The sequence below is a fragment of the Gracilimonas sp. BCB1 genome (assembly GCF_040117685.2).
In the GTDB taxonomy this organism is placed as follows: domain Bacteria; phylum Bacteroidota; class Rhodothermia; order Balneolales; family Balneolaceae; genus Gracilimonas.
In genome coordinates this window covers 238,282-257,030 of sequence record NZ_JBEDYP020000013.1, presented here as the reverse complement: position 1 = coordinate 257,030, position 18,749 = coordinate 238,282, and the positions used below count along the sequence as shown (strand labels likewise).

Below are 18,749 nucleotides of genomic sequence, written 5' to 3'. Positions count from 1 at the left end.
ATGAATAAGTACTTTTGTATTGAGTTTTCTGTAGTGGGATTTACTGTGGCTTTAGCTTTGATATTTACGATGTCTCAACCGGTATATGGTCAAAGGAAAGATGCCGAACAGCTTTTTAAAGAGATCAGGAAAACCCTTAAAGCTCCGGAAAATGAAATTGAAATTCATTCTGTAGCCGAATGTTTCGGGCCGGATGGTACCTATACGTCAAAAGCAGAAGGTGATGGAGTAAACCTCTATTTCAGCCAGGTGTTTTCTTATCGTGACGAACCTGTAGAACTATATATAATGGGGAATGAAGGAAAGAATGCTTCCGGGGAAGCTCTTAGCAACTTCATGATTTTTTACGGTCGCATGCACGACTATGTGAGGATAGCCCTTCAGCCCGAGTATCTTCTTCATAGTGTAGATACAGTAATTACAAAACAGGATAACATTGCGGTTGATGGAAAAACCCATATGGATTACAGAGTCAATTATGTAGTAAACAACCAAAAGCTACCAATCCGGTTCACATTCTATTTGAATGACGAACAGCCTATAACCACATGGTTTGAAGAATGGATGATTACTGCTGAGGGCGTAAAAGTTCCCAAAAAAGTCCGCATCGTCGATGAAGAAAAAGTATTCACATTTAACTACACCGAAATTTCCATTAGAGAAATGGGAGAGAATTAATGAAATCACTGTTTAAATATTGGGTATTAATAGCTTTGTTGATGACCACTTCGTGTACTGATGAGGATAAGCTTAAAGAAAAATACACCCGCCAAGTTTTGGAAATGCATGATGCCCAACGTGAATATCATTTTGAGAAAATGTCGGCAGCGTTTGCAGGACAGCTTTCAGAAGACTTTATATCCGTTAACAGGGGTGAACTTTCCCAGATGAGTTATGAAGAGCACAAAGCAAGATACGATCAGTATTTCTCAGCGGTAGAATTTGAGTACTGGGATGATACAAGAGAGCCTTTAATCAGGTTTTCGGATGATTACTCACTTGCTTATACCATTGTTGAGAAAGATGTGATTTTGAATTATCAGGATGAAAATGGCACCATGCTTAGAGACAGTGTGCATTATGCATGGCTGGCCGTTTATCGAAAACAAGACAATGGTGAATGGAAAATAGAGTCGGTGGCCTCTACTAATTCAGAGCCTGTGGTAGAAGAAATCAGGTAAGGTTTATTCAGGTTAAGGAGAGCAATATTACATTCGTTTATGAGTCAATTTTGTAGTATTTAAAGGAAAAATCCATCTCCACTGAAACTAAAAAGACTGGGCGAAATGGTTCCACCAGATATCATAAAAGCTACTGAAAGTCATATCGAAGAATTATCCCGCTTGTTCAGCGCATACAGGGATTTTTACCGGATGGAGACCGACCTTGAAGGCTGTAAATCATTCTTAACCGAAAGAATAGAAAACGGAGATTCTGAGATCTATATTCATATCAATGAAGAAGGTTCTCAAACAGGGTTTGTACAGCTATATCCGCTATTCTCTTCTACAAGAATGGCGAAGTTTTGGTTGCTCAATGATCTATTTGTTCACCCGGATTACAGGGGAAGGGGTATATCAAAAAAGCTGATAGACGTGGCCAAAGAATTATGCCGAAATACCCGTGCCTGTGGTATGATGTTGGAAACGGAAAAATCAAATGACATTGGCAATAACCTGTATCCCAAAACCGGGTTCAAACTTGATACAAAACATAACTTTTATACCTGGGATGTATAGTCAAACATGGTCTGTAGATTGGGTGAAATAAATCCGGTCTTAGTCTGTATAATTTCTTTATTATTAGTTTGATAAACTTCTGTTTAGTGCCTCTTCTTCCGTGTTATTAAGCACCAGCATAAGAACATAATATCTGTATTTAAGGAAGTACTTTTAGTCTGTTAAAAGTGCTGATTGATTCAGCTCATTCAGCGAACGAGCCGCGCAGCTGTTATACTTATTCAAAACGAATATTATGACAGCTTCACCAATAAAAATATTGATCTGTGAGGATGAAGGTCCTGCCCAAAAACACATTGTAAAGTTGATCAATCAGGTTAATAAAGATGCTGAAATCGTGGCCGTAGTAGAGACCGGAGAAGAAGCCATCCAAAAAATTGAGCAAAATCAGTTTGATCTGATTTTCATGGATATTGAATTAGCTGATGGTCCCTGTTTTCAAACTTTGGAAGGAACAGATATCGATTCACCGATCATTTTTACGACAGCCTATGACCAATACTCGCTGAGGGCTTTTGATTTAAAAAGCATTGATTATTTGGTGAAGCCCATCTCCAGATCCGATATCGAACAAGCCTTTGTAAAGTTTGAGAGCATGAAGCGCATGTTTGTAAAGGGGACACAGGTGCATTTTCAAAACGAGTTGAATGAAAAGAAACTTCAGAACCATCCTGATCTTCTGGAAAAACTGGAGGCGTATTTAGAGAGTAATATGCATTCTCAGAATGTCATTCAACGATTATTCATCAAAACTGGAGAGACCATCGAAGTTGTGCAAACCGGCGATATTCAGTGGATCGAGGCTTCCGGTAACTACATCAAAATTATTACAGGGAAAAAGAAATATTTACTCAGAAGCACATTGTCAGGTATTTATAACAAGCTGGATCAAGATCAGTTCTTCCAAATTCATAAATCGACCATTTTGAATATCAGGTATGTGTTAAAAATTGAAGAAATGGCTTATGGCGACTTTACCATCATCCTGGAAAATGGAGAATCGTTAAAAATGAGCAGAAACTATAAAGAGCTCATAAAGTCGTTTTGAAACTCTGCGGTTGATAATACAACATCAGCTTTTCATCCCTGCCTGCATCGTTTCATCACATTTCTCTTAAGGTTGGTTTCAAGGCCTCATATATATAGGTGTATTCACCATTTTGGTGGATTTTTTCTAACCAAAACTAAGAGGACTTTATGAATAGAAAGCTACTATTTACCATATTTGTTTTGTTATTGTCGGCGAGTGCGTTTGCACAAAGCGGGGAACTGACAGGGCAAGTTACAGATGCTGAAACAGGCGAGCCGTTAATTGGTGCCACTGTTTACATCGAATCGCTTAACAAAGGTGCCCAATCTGATATTGACGGAAATTACACCATTTCCGGAATTGAAGCGGGTGTTTACACCGTATCTTATCGATACGTTGGCTATGAAACAGAAACAAGAAGTGTTGAAATCGGTTCAGGTACGGTTACACTTGATATTCAATTAAGTGTAGACGTTGTTGGCCTCGATGAACTGGTTGTTTCCGGCTATTCTGTTGAACAGAAGCGGGAAATCACCGGGTCAATTTCAACGGTTTCATCCGACGAATTTGAGAATGTTTCTCTTCAAAGTACCGAGGCTCTGCTTCAGGGTCGTGCTGCGGGGGTAAATATTACCACTACTTCCGGTAACCCGGGAGGAGCATTTCGGGTAAGTATTCGAGGAAATGGATCCATCAATGCGGCAACAGAGCCGCTCTATATTGTGGATGGTGTGCAAATTTCATTTGCTCAAACATCTTCCCAGGCCAGTACAACACCACTTAATGCTATAAATCCAAGCGATATTGAGTCTATTGAGGTGCTTAAAGATGCGGCTTCTGCGGCTATTTATGGTGCTCAGGCTGCTGCCGGTGTGGTTATTATTACCACCAGGAACGGTAGTGCCGGACCAACCCGAATTACTGCCAGTGCAGAAACCGGAGTGCGTTCTTTGGCAAGAAATGTAGATTACATTTCCAGTGAAGAGTACGTTGCCTATTTAGGAGAAGGGCGTGCACTGAACTTTGGCGAAACACCGGGTTCTGATTACAGTACGGACGAAGACTTATACCGAAACTTCCTGATTACCAGTTACGGTGCAGATCCAGATTCTGATCCTAATAATCCTCAGCTGGCAAATACCAACTGGCAGGATTTTATTTATCAAGAGGGGGTAACTCAGAAATACAATGTTTCTGCAGCCGGTGGTAACTCATCAACCAATTTTCTGCTTTCCGGTGGATATGAGGATACCGAGGGAACGGCGTTCAATTCAAATTTTACCCGGTTGAACCTTAGAACAAATATCGATCATGACTTATCGGAGAGAATGCGTGCATCGGTACGGTTAAATGTTTCCCGGGCAGCTCAGAACGGCGTATGCCAGGATGGTAACTTTATTAACTGCCCGACCTCACAGGCTATGTTTGAACCGCGATTCTCTTTCCCATACTTAGCGGACGGTTCATACAATCCGAATACCAACTTCGGGGGATCAAATAACCCTGCGGTAACAAAAAATGAAGTAGATCGGGAGAATACCGTTACTCAGATTCTGAGTACTCTTCGCCTGCAATATCAGGCCAACGAATGGTTATCGTTTAGCGGTAGTGCTAACGTGGATTACCGAAATACACAGGATGATCAATATCGTTCAGCTATAGCATCACCGGCAACGGGGGGATTCATCACGTTTGCCAATCGAAATGTAGAAAACTATCAGGGTAACCTGGTGGCGAATGCGAATCGCACTTTTGACGGTGTTCATGCTGTTACCGCTCTTGCAGGTACCGAATTTCGTTCCGATTATTCTGAAAGTCAGCTTGTGCGTGGGGACGGATTGCCGGGGCCGTTTTTTACGGTTCTTGCTGCCACAGCAAATCCTACCACTGCAAACGGAATAAACACACAGTGGAAGCAAGCCAGTTACTTCGGGAATGTAAAATACACCTATGATGAGAAATACATCCTGAAAGGCGTTGCCCGATATGATGGAAATTCTCGATTTGGTGAAGAAACCCGCTGGGGATTCTTCCCGTCTATATCACTTGGATGGATTATTTCGGAGGAAGACTTCCTGAATGTTGAAGCCATCGATCAGTTAAAGCTTCGTGCCGGATACGGTACTACCGGTAACTCTGCCATTGGAGACTTCGCTTCCCGTGCTCTCTATGAAGCAGTGGGCTCCTATCAGGGTTTTACAGGACTTCGCCCTGATCAGTTAGCTAATGCTAATCTTGGATGGGAAGAAGCACGTGAAATAAATATCGGACTCGATTATGAGTTGTTTGAAGGCCGGTTGTTTGGTTCTGTTGATGCCTATCAGAAAGATAATACCGACTTATTGTTCGAACGACCCCTGCCTATAGACAGTGGTTACGGAGATATCACGGAGAATATCGGTAGAGTCCGGAATACCGGGTTGGAGTTTGAGATAAACTCAGTGAACGTGTCTTCGGCTGGTTTCAGGTGGCAGTCACGCTTTAATATTGCGTTTACTGATAATGAGATCCTGGAACTTCCCAATGGAATCCCAATCGATGAAAATGACCTGTTTGAAAGCCTTCAGGAAGGTAAGCCGATAGGTCTTATCCAGGTAGTGCGCTGGGCTGGTGTAAACCCGGCCGATGGTCGCCCGATGTGGTACGATGCCGATGGTAACATCACCTACACCCCAACCAATGCAGTTGATGCGGTTGAATACAAAGACGGGGTAGCCAACGTGACCGGAGGATTCGGAAACACATTCAGCTACAAAGGGTTCAGTGTGGATGCGTTCCTGCAATTCAGCTTCGGGCAATGGGCCTTCCCTCAAAGCGACTACTTCTTTACAAGAACACCTGATTTCTTAATGCAAATGCATGAAAGTGTGTTAGACCGATGGAGACTTCCCGGAGACCTGACTTACTATCCGCGTGCAATGGAAGCGGGTTCAAACTTCGCTGAAACAGCCAACTACCGTACCCAGCTAAGTACTGCTTCCATCTATAATGCAAGTTATATCAGGCTTAAGAACGTGTCTGTGAATTACAATCTTCCTGATCGTTTTACTCAAAGCATAGGACTTAACAACATACGCTTGTATGCCTCTGCTGTGAACTTACTGACCTGGACTGCATGGCCATGGTACGACCCGGAGGTAGCAGCGGATACTCAAGACATTTTCAACAATGTAACAGCTGCATCATACCCTACAGAACGCCAGGTGAATGCCGGTATAGAAATCCAGTTTTAATATAAAATCAGGTAAACAAATGAACTACTTAAAGACATTAAAATATGTACTTGTTGCAGTGTTAGTGGCAGGGTTTGCCGGCTGTGACAGCTTGTTGGACGGTGTGGAACCCTCCACATCGGTTTCAGGGCAATTAGTGCTTTCAACTGAAGATGGGGTAAACGCCCTGAGAGCATCGATGTATTCAAAAATCAGAGAAAACTTTGATATGACCACCGGTTATTTTGTCGGGCCGAGTGCTTTCGCTGATGAAACACGCAATCGTCCGGGATCAACCCGATATCAGGCATTGAACTCGGCTACCGGAACCAGCGGTGGAACCACCCATCTTGACAATTGGGACTTGTATGATATTATACAGGATGCCAACCTGATGGTCAGCGGGGTGGAAAATGGTGTAATTGATGCAGCCACCCTGGATCAGTATCGGGGGGAAGCACTGGCACTTCGGGCATTTGTCATGCACAATATGGTCCGTGTGTATGGGTATGAGCCCGGTAATTTTGGTGTGGGACCGGAGGCTAACTGGAATGCCGGAATAATCATCCGAACGGAACCGGTGCTGGATGTGGCTGATGCCAACTTGCGCCCGAGAAGTACAGTTGATGATGTATATACACAAATCCTTTCAGACCTGAGCACGGCAAAGACCCTGCTTTCCGGAGTTAACTCTGATAACACGTATGTCACCGAAGCCTTTGTGGATGGTGTGACAGCCCGTGTTAATCTGTATGCCGGTAACTGGGCGGCGGCGGGCACAGCTGCTCAAAATGCCATCGACAATTTTTCCGGCACCCTGATGGATACTCAGGAAGCAATAGCCAACATGTTTTTTGAGGGTTCCGGCGGGGGTAACCATCCGGAAGCTCTGTTTAAACTTGTTATTAATCCTGATACAGAGAATAATACAGGTAACGGAACCTTCTCAAATAACGGACCGGCCACTTACACATCAGACGGTTTTTTGGCTCAATTACCAACTCAGTTCCTTATTGATCAGTATGGTGCCGGTGATTTCCGGAATGGATGGTACCTGTCATGCGATCAAACTCAAATCAACACCGGCCTGGCATCTCCAACCGCCTGCGATCAGGTAAATTCCGGAGGATTGGCCAGTGTTAAGTTTAATGGTGGTAAAGGGCAGTCGGTAGATGATTTGCCGATGATGCGTGTTTCTGAGATGTATCTGATCCGGGCGGAAGCACTGGCTAAAGATGCCAACAGCGCGGCTGCCGGGGTGGCACCATTGCAAGCACTGCGTGATGCCCGAAATGCCGGTGTGGTTCCTGCTTCGGCGCTAACCGATTTAGATGCATTCCAAGATTTCATCCTGGAAGAACGAATGAGAGAATTAAGCATTGAAGGACACCGATTTTACGACCTGAAGCGATTGGCCCGCGACGTTCGGAATCCGGACGGTTCTATTAAAATGAGAGCCGAATCTTACCGAATTCTTGCAGATTTGGGTTCAGGACTAATCAATGTAAACGATTTGTTGGTGGAGAATCCCGGATACAACTAATTCATGGTTCAGCCAAAATTTTAATTCTTAATAACATTATACAATGAAAATAAAAGCACTAATACTTGTACTGATACCACTTCTGGTTGTGAGTTGCGACAGCCTCTTCGACAAAGGTGATGTAGAGAAAAAGTTCAGTGGCCCTGCTCAAATTGAGTTTAAGCCTCTTCAGCAGGAAGCAAACCAAAACAGCGGGTCATTTGAAGTAGCTATACAACTAATCGGAAAGCAGAGAGGATCAGATCTTACGGTTAGCTTTAGCGTGGATGGATCTTCAACAGCCGTTGACGGAACCCACTACACCTTGCCTTCTTCTTCAGCAACCATTGCTTCTGGAACAAGCACAGCTACAGTTACCATAAATCTCATAGATGGCAACCTGGCATCCGGGGAGGAAGTAACCCTGATGCTAAACCTGGAAGATGCAGGTGAAGTAACCGCTGCTCCAAACCTGGATCAGTCTACTACCTTCATCTTTGGCTCTTAATTTAAATCTGACAGACTAAACTAAAGATGAAAGTCATGCTTCGAAAGGAGCATGACTTTTTTTGTTCGGAAAAGTGTGCTGGATGGAATACTCGTTGGCTGAAAGACATAAAAAAAGCCTGATGCCACGAGATACTACTATGTTTAGGTTAGCTACAACCTTTTTTAGTTGAAAAGCGCGGAGGCATCAAGCTCTGTTGAAAAGCTAAAGCATTGTCTTTTCCTGTCAAAAGCCTATGTGATGAGAGGCAGTATAATGTGATGAAGTGGTTTGGGAAGGCAGGCATAAAAAAACCCACAAGAACAATATCTTGCGGGGCAAAGTACCCGAGAGAGGACTTGAACCTCCACGCCCGTAAGGGCATACGCACCTGAAGCGCACGCGTCTACCAATTCCGCCACTCGGGCTTGTTTTGAATGACAGATTTCAAAGATAAAGAGAATTCAAATTCAATTCATAACAGAAATTCAATAAAATAAAAGCCCCGGCACTTAAGTCGGGGCTTTGGTGTATCTGTAATCAGGATTATAGTTACTTCATCAGTATCATTTTCTTGGTTTGGGAAAAATCACCGGCTTCAATTCTGTAAATATATAGTCCTGAGGCCATATCCTGAGCATTCCAGCTAACGGAGTGTTCACCGGCCGTCAGGGTTGAATTGACCAATGTAGCCACCTTCTGCCCCAGCATGCTGTACACGGTTAGTTGTACATCCGTTGTTTGGGGCAGGCTGAAATTGATGTTGGTGGTTGGGTTAAACGGGTTTGGGTAATTTTGACTTAACACAAATTTATTTGGCTGAGCAGTCTCCGTTTCTGTATCGGTTATAATGGCTTCAGCCAGAACCAAATTATTCCAGACTCCGTGTTGTCCGTTGGTATCGTCGTCGGTGAACATATCTTCGAATTCGCCTGGGTCTGTAATAACATGAGTCACATCCTGGGTTCCGTTGCCATCATCAAGCCGAAGAGGAATAGAATTACTATCTCGGTCAATGACAGGCACTATCACTTCATAAGCTACATGCACGATTTGGCCTTGCTCCACATTGAGGTCCCAATCGGTTACATTAAAAGTTTGCCAGCCGGTTCCGATTTCAGAAAAGTCTAAAGAATCGGAAGCCAATACTTCACCGGGGGCACCATTGTTATCTGAATAAACAGCTAACCGAAGGGTTCCTTCTCCTTTAACGCCAATTTGCTCTCCTTCTGCACCTTGTCCGCCTACAACATACAGTTCAAGAGAGTGAACCAGGGCATCAAAACCAATGGTATATTGGTTACTGAAGCCAAACCGCCCCACATTTGAACTGTTTTTATAGGGTATCGGCCAGTAGAATTTGGGAGTATCCGAGTAGGTATTTACCGTAGTCAGGTTATATGCGAGCTCCCCGGAAGAAGAGACCGTAAAAGTTGCCGGTTCACTGGTTCCTGTGTTGGTGTTAACCAGCATGATATATGCCTTATCAATAACGTCGTCTGTTGGTGAAGTGAATATTTCTCCGCTGTTCAGAGAGTTTATTTCAACATTGTTATTTGCTTCGGTGATAACCCGAATTTCTGTAGTCTGGGTATTAGAGGCGGAAACCGTTATTTCCAGGTTTTTGCTTTGCTGAAACCCTATGTATTCGATAGCTCCGCTTTCAACAGCTATTTCTTCAGATGAAATATCAGGGTCTTCGAAATTAATACCTGCTCTCAGGCTGGAGAGGAAGGGGTGTTCGTATCCGTAAAAATCATTTACCTGCTTTGCATTAATGAGGTTGGCAATTCCCCAGTTCACCAGAAACTCTTCAAAACTAAAAGGCGCCTGCAGGTCCGAAAAGGTGTCTTCAATACCTGTTCTTCCGGACAGCGAATTTTGGGTTAAGGCTCCGGAATTCTCAAATCCAAGTTGGTCCCACATATAGCTGGCAAAAGAAGCAGCCCGGCCATAATCAGGAAGGGTATTTCCGCCTGAATTCCATTGAAAAAGGGGGACGTTGGTATCGGCGAGGTAGCTTCCATAACTGGAGTGCGGGAAGTATCCGCTGAGTAAAGAGGCAAAATTGGACTGGGCTTCATTTATAAAAGTGAGTTCACCCTGTACGCCGCTGTTGTAGTTATAATGGATGAGATGTTGGTACTCATGGGATAGAGTCCCCAAAGGTTTGGTTGCATTGGCTTCGCCGTTGTTATAGATGCCGGGATAAGAATCGATGTATAAAACATCCCGTTCGTTGGAGCGATAGCTTCCCCCCGGTCCGGGATCCGGGTTTTGATCAACACCATAAAAGAATCCGGCTGTAAATCCTCCGCCTTCGGATGGGCTCCACCCGTCCTGTATATCCGTAATCAGGAAGTCAACCACGTTATCTCCATCATAATTAGGAGGGTTACCCAAATACTCGTTGCTGAGTTCAATAATGCCTTTATTAGGATCGAATGAGCTTGGGTTGGATTGCTCCTCCAAATATTTGAACATCGTATCAGCCACGGCCGTGTTTAAATGACCATTATCAATTTCAGCCACTTCAAACCAAATCTGAGTAAGGCTGCCTTTTCGAATCAGACGAAAGGTCTTCATGTCAAAAACCAGGTTATTGGATGAACTTGCCTGAAAGTTATAGACGTAAAACGTTCGTTCATCGCCCTCTTCATCAACCACAAGCATGGATTTGTTGCGGCTCGGCCGGGTTGAGGATTCTGCCCGTAAACGTTGCATAAGTTCGCTGTTGTTCAGCTTATCACTAACGTGAACCGTAAAGCTTTTTGGTTGTTGCTGAGAAACCGCAGGTACATCTGTGGCGCGTTTCTCTTGCCCAAAAGCAAATGAGGTGAATAAGAGGAATGTGGTGGCGAGTAGTAATAATTTCTTCATGATTCTAAATCTTATTGTTCGCTCAATTTATAAAAGTGCACTTCCAGTTCAGCTGAGTTTTGTGACTTCCTCACTTTGCCGAAAATAGTAGCCCGCTTTCCATTCAGTTCGTCAAAGGTTTTGGAAATAAAGGTATCATCGCCGATGAGTATATACGCTTCGGAACCGGAAACGAATATAGCCGGACGGGTAAAAGGCTCGTTGCCGGTGTAGTTCAGCTGACCGGTAATTTTGGTTAGCCCGCTTGTATCAGCTTCTACACTGAAAGGCTGTGTTACCAGTGAATCCTGTTGGGTGGCTAGGGATTGTACGTCAGATGACGTTTGGTTATTTGGAGTGCTTTTCTTGTCGGAAGAAGCACAGCTTGCTGTTAACAGGCCAGCCAAAACGATATATGCAAGGGTTTTCAAAACGGATAATGATTTATTGAACTTAACTTTTCAAAAAAGTACAATCTTTTCATCATTAATGACTACGTAAATATTGAAGCGTTGTATTGCCGGTTTTTTAATCATTTAAAGATCATTCAACAGAGTAACTAATCGATCCCAGGATTTATTTCGCGCTATTACATTCGGATCGTCAGAACCAGCATCAGGATTGTCGCCGCGACGCATAAAAGCATGGCCTGCGCCCTCATAGATTTCGTATTGATAAGTTTTTCCAAATTTTTCCATAGCATTTTCTGACCCTACAATGGTGGAATTCACCCGCTGGTCATCGCCGCCATAAAACCCATACACCGGAACCTGAATATTGCTGTAGGCTTCTTCGGCATCCGGACCAGTCCCATAAAACACCATGGCGGCATCTATAGCATCACCGGCATTGGTGGCAAACCGAAAGGATTGAGAACCACCCCAGCAAAAACCAGCTACGGCAAATGACCCATTTCCGGCCTCGATGGTTTTGGCATATTCAAGCACGTTCATCAAGTCAGCAGTTACAAAATCAGGTCCGAGATTGTAGATAGCCTGACGGGCCGCGTCGGAAGTCTCAAAGTCGCCGGTTTTCTCGACGCCTTCCAGGGTATTTGAAATTAAATCAGGCGCAACAGCTATAAAACCTTCACCGGCCAGCTGATCGGCAAAACTTCGTGCCCAGTCATTGAGTCCCCGATTTTCATGAATGACAATTACGACCGGTGCTGGTTCAGAAGTCTCAGGGTAAACCACAAAATTATGCAGAGTCCGGCCATTGGATTCGATGGTCACCCATTCATGGTGCCGGGGTGAATTTTCCAGCTGCTGGATGGCATAATCCTGGGCAAAAACGGATACAGATAAAAGAAATGCGAAAATGGAAAGAAGAGCAGATTTCATAGCAAAGGCATTTGATTAAGGGATAATGGAATAACCTATGAATTCAGAATATCATTTCACCAACAGCATTTTTTGGGTGAGTGTTTGTCCGGCTGTCTCCAGACGATAGAAATAAACTCCTGAAGCCAAATTTCCGGCACCGAAGGTAACCTGATGGCTTCCTGCTGCTTTCCGCTCTCCATTCACTAAAACCGCTACTCTTCGCCCGGTCACATCAAACACTTCCAAACGAACCAAACTGTTCTCCGCCAGTTGATACCTTATCATTGTAGAAGGGTTGAAGGGGTTGGGGTAGTTTTGGTTGAGGGAGACTTGCTTTGGGATATCGGTAGGATTCTCCTCATTACTAACGGGAATTTGCTTTAGAGAAGTTACAGATTTCGTCTTTGTATTAACTTCCAAAAGCTCTTTTCGGGTTAGCACATAAAGCATATTGGAATTTGGTTTTTTGTAGAGGCCGGTGATTGCATCCTCAGAATTATAAACGACATTAAAGCTTTCCCAGGCATTATCTGACAAGTAAACAATATTTGAATCTGCCAATAGAACCTGATTTGGAACTACACGGTCAGTAGTAATAAACTCAAATCTTGTTTCTGTTTCCGGAATTGAAAGTTGGCTCCAGGAATCTTCAACTCCAAGGTTTCGGGAGATCAAAAGTTTTCGTTTAAATTCTGAATTCTGACTGACCGTAACCAATGAATAGATGGTTGAAGAGTCAGCATCAAATGCTAATTTTGTATGCGATCCTGAAGAATCAGCCAGTTTGAAATTTCCGGTATAATTAGTACTTCTGAAAAGATGTCCACTACCTCCTTTGCCAAAATAAAGAGAGTCTATTTTGGGGTGGATGCTTAATATATTCCATTTTACACCCACACTGTCCAAAAAGTGTTCGAAACCTTCATGGTCATTTTCTGAAATTTTCGGCCAATTTTCGGGAGAAGTTGAAAGTGGAATGGTTAAATAGGATGAAAAATCGATATAAACTGAGTCCTGGTTTGGGGAAAGAATTAAACCCGATTCGGAATTTTTTATAGAAATGCTTTTTGGCCGTTGCTTAATCACACAGCCGTATAGAAGAGAAAAATAGTTTTTTTTATAATCTGAGATACCACGGTAACATTGATATCCTCCCTGTACTATCCACTTGTCTGGATCATTATCAAAGAAGGTATAAGAGACTGTGTGCATTCCATCATAATAACCATCAATACACCATTCTGACCATCCATCCCTGAATTTTAAAGAATCGGACTTATTCTCTGTGTTAAAATGTCGGATATCATTGCTTCTGTTGTCAACCAAATGTCCGCCATTTCCTTCTGAACATTGAAACGTACTGGCCACATATTGCCGGTAAAATAAATGTGTTACTCCACTCGAATCTTCCATGCCTTTTAACTCATGGAAATACTGCTCCTCAATCGTAGTCTGCCCAAAAGAAAGTGAGCTTCCAAATAACGCGAAAGAGAGTATGAGTAGGTACTTCTTCATAAGTGACAGGTTTGTCTTTATTTAAAGTAACAGATACGAAGCAATTATTCACCTGCAAAGCACTAGTTACAAGCTTGGCTCTTTTCTGTAAGAAACATTCAAAACTAACCCTCAACTTTAATATCTTTCAGGCTCTGAAAAATCCTGATACACAAAATTTTAATGAGCACTATTGCCCACGAGAAGTACGAGGCGGTGATCGGCCTCGAAGTTCACGCCCAATTGTTAACGCAAAGCAAGGCTTTTGCCCCGGTTACAACCGAATACGGCGGAGCTCCCAACACTCAGGTTACCCCGCTTTGTTTAGGTCACCCGGGAACGCTACCGGTTGTAAATGAAAACCTGGTTCGCTATATCATTAAAATGGGACTGGCCACCAAGTGTGATGTGGCTGAAAAATCTATTTTTGCCCGAAAGAATTATTTCTATCCGGATCTGCCCAAAGGCTACCAGATTTCCCAGTACGATACGCCCATTTGTTTTGACGGCTTTGTGGACATTAGCCTGGAAGAATACGACAAGCGCATCGGGCTCACCCGCATTCATATGGAAGAGGATGCCGGGAAGTCGATGCACGACCAGGATCCTTACAACACGCTGGTGGATTTAAACAGGGCCGGAACTCCGCTTATTGAAATTGTATCCGAACCGGATCTCCGAACGCCACAGGAAGCCTACGCCTATCTTTCCAAGATCAAGCAGATCGTTCAATACCTGGAAATCTGTGACGGGAATATGGAAGAGGGCAGCTTGCGTTGTGATGCAAACGTATCTGTTCGTCCCCGCGGCAGGGAAAAGTTCGGAACCCGTACAGAGCTTAAAAACATGAACTCGTTCCGGAATGTGGAAAAGGCCATTGAATATGAAATTTATCGTCAGATTGAACTGATTGAAGATGGCGGGGAAGTAGTGCAGCAAACCCGTTTATGGGACACCTCCAAAATGCAAACCCGGCCGATGCGTTCCAAGGAGGAAGCGCATGATTACCGCTATTTCCCCGAGCCGGATCTTCCCCCGATCATCGTAACGGACGAGATGCTGAATGAAATCCGCGAAGAACTGCCCGAGCTGGCCGATGTTCGCCGCAAGCGATTCATGGAAGAATTCGGGATGAGTGAAGACGATGCGGTAACCATCACCGACAGCCGGTACCTGGCCGATTACTATGAAGAAGTAGTGGAGCACCTCGGAAATCCCAAGGCTGCTTCCAATATTGTATTGAGTGAAGTGCTTCGGGTACTGAATGAGCAAAGCATTGACATTCGTGAGTTTTCCATTTCAGCAAAACGGGTTTCGGATCTGGTTAAGCTGAAAGAAGAAGACAAGATCAATTCTTCAGCCATGCAGCAGATTTTTAATGCGATGCTGGAAGAAGACAAAGAGCCGGAAGCGTTGGCTAAAGAGATGAACCTGATACAGGTTTCCGATTCCGGTTTCCTCGAACCCATCGTAGATGAAATAATAGACAACAATCCCGATGAGGTTGCACGTTATAAGGATGGTAAAAAACAGTTGATTGGTTTCTTTGTAGGACAGGCAATGAAAGCGTCCCGAGGAAAAGCTAATCCTAAGTTGGTTAAAGATTTAATTTCAAAAAAATTAGACGACTGAAAATACAGTCATTAGGTTTAACATGAGACATTTCGCACTTTATTCTACAGTTGCATTAGTATGGTTAATGGCCGCTTGCTCTAACGAGCCCCGGGAACTGAAAACCGTTGTAAAAGGCACCTTTACCGTAGCTGATTCTGTTGACGACAGTAATGATTTTTCGGGTATCGGAGTAACTATTGTGACCCGTGATTCTGCCAATGCAAAGGCTGATACCCTGTTCCATGAGCTTACGAATGAAGCAGGCAGTTTTATGGGCGACGTTACTTTCCCTGAGAAAAGTTATTACAATATGATCATCAGCAGAAATGAGATCAATCTCGGTAATTTAGGAGTGATTCTGGCTGCCGGCGATACGCTGACGGTTACCGGAGAGCTTCCGGGCCTGAATGAAACCATAGAAGTTAGCTCCCGCGAGCATGAAGCCATGGAAACCCTGGCCCGGGTTAATCGGGGATTTCAGCGAATAGGTGCTTTTGCCCGAAGCGGGGTCATTCCTGATTCGCAACTCATTGATGAGGTAAAGAAATGGTCCGACTTATACTGGGAAGTGTTCGAAAAGCATGAAAATACATTCGCGGCTTATCTGGCAGTAGAAAAATCGGCTCAAATCTTAAGTAGTTTTGACCAGATTACGATGTTAGAAAGAATTGACGCTGCACTTCCGAATGATTATACCGTATCGGTTGCATTATCCCTTGCCAAGCCGTACATCGCTCAAACCAAAGGCTTTGATGCCGCTTCTGATTACCTGGATTCGCTGGTTCAGATTTCAAACAAAGAATCTGTGAAAGAAGCCATTAAGCGGGATAAGATTATGATGTATTTTGACAGCTCCCGTGTAAAAGAAGCTAAAACACTGCTTAGCAGCTATGAAGATCAATACACGGGTTCCGGGTCAAAAAAATGGGCCCGCCGAATCCGATACGATCTGAACTACCTGGCTCCGGGTGTTCAGGCCCCTGATTTTTCATTTGTAACCCTGGCCGGAGATACCGTGAGTAATGGCTCTTTGAATGGGGATGTGTATATTTTGGAAATTTCGCCTTTCGCAAACCCTGAGTATCAGAATGATTACGATCGTACCGTAATTATTCATGAAATTTATAAAAACTATGGGTTGAAAATCTTCACCATTCCACTGGATGAAAGCCCGGTTACTGTTGAAGGGTTTTTCGAAGAACGCAGTAAGGTATGGTCTGTAGCTGAAATCGGTTCATTCGATGTTCAGGATGTCATACAGAAATTCAATGTCGTACAGGTGCCAACCCGGTTACTGATTGATGAAAACGGGGTCCTGATCCGAAAGTACGAGCGCGGCGAATTTGAAGAAGTGATTCAGGGATTGAACAAAGCGTTTGATAACAGTAATTCACCAAGCTAAACAACCATTCACACCATGCGAAGATTTTTGATAGCCGGTAACTGGAAAATGAATTGTGGCCCTTACGACGCAGCCGAACTGCTGGAAGGACTCAAAGAAAAGAAAGCCGATGTCGACGAAAATGTAGATGTACTGGTTTGTCCACCCTTTGTATCTATCGGGATGGCCGTGAATTATCTGCATGACACCGATATTCAGGTAGGAGCCCAGAATCTTCACTTTGAAGAAAACGGAGCCTATACCGGTGAAGTAAGCGGAAGCATGATCGCGGAAAGCGGATGTAATTACGTGATTATCGGTCACTCTGAACGCCGGCAGTATTTCGGGGAAACGGATACAACGGTAAACAAGCGATCCCACAAAGCCCTTGAGCATAAACTGGCTCCGATTATTTGTGTGGGAGAAAGCCTGGATCAAAGAAAGTCAGATGAACATTTCCACCTGGTTAAGAATCAGGTAACAGCAGCCTTATTCGATATTTCTGAGGATGATGTGCTGGATGTGGTGATTGCATACGAACCCATCTGGGCTATAGGCACAGGCGAGACAGCCTCACCGGAGCAGGCTCAGGAAATGCACGAACATATCCGAAAAGTGATTGCTGAGCTGTACAGTGAAGACACCGCCGAACGAATCAATATTCTGTACGGGGGAAGTATGAAGCCGGCGAATGCTAAAGAGCTGCTGAGTCAGCCCGATGTAGACGGCGGACTGATAGGCGGAGCCAGCTTAGACGCTGCGAGCTTCTCTGAAATTATTACCATTGCTGAAGAACTTTCCTGAGCTATGAAATACAACGTTCTGTTACTCGGAAGCGGTGGACGTGAACATGCACTGGCGTGGGCCATGGCTAAATCCCCTTCACTAAATAAGCTGTTCATTGCTCCAGGAAATCTCGGGACAGCGAAAGTGGGAGAGAACGTAAACCTTTCCATCAGCGATTTTGATGAAGTGTGGGATTTTATTGAGGCTAATGATATCAACCTAACCGTGGTAGGACCTGAACAGCCGCTTGTAGATGGCATTGCCAACTTCCTGGAAACGAAGAACCATCCTGTTTTTGGCCCGAAACTACAGGCGGCCATGCTGGAGGGAAGTAAGGAATTTGCCAAAGAATTCATGCAGCGGCATAATATCCCGACAGCAGCATATAAAGTATTTGATCAGGACAATTTTGATGAAGCTGCCGACTACATTAAAGAGCAAGGAAAATACCCGGTGGTGCTAAAGGCTGATGGGCTGGCCGGTGGAAAAGGGGTATTTATCCCTGAAACTGAAGCTGAGGCCATAGAAGTACTGAAAGAACTGAAAACCAGTAATTCCCTCAAAGATGCAGCCAGCCGATTGGTAATCGAAGAATTTATGGTCGGGGAAGAAGCCTCGGTTTTCGCCATCTCGGATGGAGAGTCGTACAAAATAATCGGTAACGCCCAGGATCATAAACGAATTGGTGAAGGCGATACGGGTTTAAATACCGGTGGAATGGGAGCCTATTCTCCGGCGCCTGTGGTTTCAACCGGAATTATGGATCGTGTAGAACGAGAAATTATTGAACCGACCATTTCAGGGATGAAAGAAGAAGGAAATCCCTATGCCGGAATTCTGTACTGCGGGTTGATGATCACCAAAGAAGGCCCCAAAGTAGTCGAGTATAACTGCCGGTTCGGCGATCCGGAATGTCAGGTAATTCTACCCCGCTTAAAGGCCGATATGCTGGAAGTGATCGTGGCCTGTACCGAATCCAGACTGGACACTGTATCCATAGACTTTGACGATGAAGTGAAATGCTGTGTGGTTCTGGCATCAGGTGGTTACCCCGAATCCTATGAAAAAGGAAAGGTAATTACCGGTCTGGACGAAGTTGAAAATGCTATTCTTTTTCACGCCGGCACCAAAACTGAAGGTGATCAGATTCTTACCAACGGCGGACGTGTATTGAATGTGGTGGGATCAGGCAAAGATCTTAAAGAAGCTATTGAAAACACCTATACAGAAGTAGAGAAAATAGCTTTTGACAAAGCCTACTACCGAAGCGATATTGGGGCGAAAGGCCTCAAACATTAGA

At 44.1% G+C, this 18,749-nt stretch carries 15 protein-coding genes and 1 tRNA gene; 11 read left to right on the top strand and 5 right to left on the bottom strand.

The window, feature by feature from the left end:
• The 7 genes from ABFW99_RS10385 to ABFW99_RS10355 all read left to right on the top strand — a co-directional run bounded on the left by ABFW99_RS10385 (position 1) and on the right by ABFW99_RS10355 (position 8,011).
• Entirely contained in the window at positions 1-678 is a 678-nt protein-coding gene (locus ABFW99_RS10385; RefSeq protein WP_349353429.1) for a hypothetical protein, read from the top strand.
• A complete protein-coding gene (locus tag ABFW99_RS10380) occupies positions 678-1,181 on the top strand; it encodes a hypothetical protein (RefSeq protein ID WP_349353428.1) in 504 nt (167 codons plus the stop codon). The genes ABFW99_RS10385 and ABFW99_RS10380 overlap by 1 nt, the downstream gene beginning before the upstream one ends.
• Before the next feature lie 105 nt (positions 1,182-1,286).
• Entirely contained in the window at positions 1,287-1,739 is a 453-nt protein-coding gene (locus ABFW99_RS10375) for a GNAT family N-acetyltransferase (RefSeq protein ID WP_349353427.1), read from the top strand.
• 235 nt (positions 1,740-1,974) lie between these two features.
• Positions 1,975-2,787 (top strand): LytR/AlgR family response regulator transcription factor, encoded by an 813-nt coding sequence (locus ABFW99_RS10370; protein ID WP_349353426.1) that lies wholly within the window; start codon positions 1,975-1,977, stop codon positions 2,785-2,787.
• 149 nt (positions 2,788-2,936) lie between these two features.
• Positions 2,937-6,002, top strand: coding sequence for a SusC/RagA family TonB-linked outer membrane protein (locus ABFW99_RS10365; protein ID WP_349353425.1), 3,066 nt, complete (start codon positions 2,937-2,939; stop codon positions 6,000-6,002).
• Positions 6,003-6,021: 19 nt separating this feature from the next.
• Positions 6,022-7,524 (top strand): RagB/SusD family nutrient uptake outer membrane protein, encoded by a 1,503-nt coding sequence (locus ABFW99_RS10360; RefSeq protein WP_349353424.1) that lies wholly within the window; start codon positions 6,022-6,024, stop codon positions 7,522-7,524.
• Between the two features lie 43 nt (positions 7,525-7,567).
• Positions 7,568-8,011, top strand: coding sequence for a Calx-beta domain-containing protein (locus ABFW99_RS10355; RefSeq protein ID WP_349353423.1), 444 nt, complete (start codon positions 7,568-7,570; stop codon positions 8,009-8,011).
• A gap of 323 nt (positions 8,012-8,334) precedes the next feature.
• Here ABFW99_RS10355 and ABFW99_RS10350 read toward each other — a convergent pair.
• The 5 genes from ABFW99_RS10350 to ABFW99_RS10330 form a co-directional block, all read right to left on the bottom strand.
• Positions 8,335-8,418 (bottom strand) — tRNA-Leu (locus ABFW99_RS10350).
• A gap of 124 nt (positions 8,419-8,542) precedes the next feature.
• Positions 8,543-10,870 carry a T9SS type A sorting domain-containing protein gene (locus ABFW99_RS10345; RefSeq protein ID WP_349353422.1) on the bottom strand — a complete coding sequence of 776 codons (2,328 nt, stop codon included), beginning with the start codon at positions 10,868-10,870 and terminating at the stop codon, positions 8,543-8,545.
• Positions 10,871-10,881: 11 nt separating this feature from the next.
• On the bottom strand, positions 10,882-11,280 hold the full coding sequence (locus tag ABFW99_RS10340; protein WP_349353421.1) for a hypothetical protein: 399 nt from the start codon (positions 11,278-11,280) through the stop codon (positions 10,882-10,884).
• A 105-nt stretch (positions 11,281-11,385) separates the two neighbouring features.
• Positions 11,386-12,192 (bottom strand): dienelactone hydrolase family protein, encoded by an 807-nt coding sequence (locus ABFW99_RS10335; RefSeq protein ID WP_349353420.1) that lies wholly within the window; start codon positions 12,190-12,192, stop codon positions 11,386-11,388.
• Between the two features lie 51 nt (positions 12,193-12,243).
• Entirely contained in the window at positions 12,244-13,689 is a 1,446-nt protein-coding gene (locus ABFW99_RS10330) for a T9SS type A sorting domain-containing protein (protein ID WP_349353419.1), read from the bottom strand.
• A 162-nt stretch (positions 13,690-13,851) separates the two neighbouring features.
• On the opposite strand from ABFW99_RS10330, the gene gatB reads away from it, so the two are divergent.
• The 4 genes from gatB to purD are packed head-to-tail and all read left to right on the top strand — an operon-like array spanning position 13,852 to position 18,748.
• Entirely contained in the window at positions 13,852-15,300 is a 1,449-nt protein-coding gene (gatB, locus tag ABFW99_RS10325; protein WP_349353418.1) for an Asp-tRNA(Asn)/Glu-tRNA(Gln) amidotransferase subunit GatB, read from the top strand.
• 22 nt (positions 15,301-15,322) lie between these two features.
• The gene (locus tag ABFW99_RS10320) at positions 15,323-16,684 is read left to right on the top strand and encodes a TlpA family protein disulfide reductase (RefSeq protein WP_349353417.1); all 1,362 of its coding nucleotides are present in this window, start codon (positions 15,323-15,325) and stop codon (positions 16,682-16,684) included.
• Positions 16,685-16,699: 15 nt separating this feature from the next.
• On the top strand, positions 16,700-17,467 hold the full coding sequence (gene tpiA, locus ABFW99_RS10315) for a triose-phosphate isomerase (protein ID WP_349353416.1): 768 nt from the start codon (positions 16,700-16,702) through the stop codon (positions 17,465-17,467).
• 3 nt (positions 17,468-17,470) lie between these two features.
• Entirely contained in the window at positions 17,471-18,748 is a 1,278-nt protein-coding gene (gene purD / locus ABFW99_RS10310; RefSeq protein WP_349353415.1) for a phosphoribosylamine--glycine ligase, read from the top strand.
• Position 18,749 lies beyond the last annotated feature (1 nt).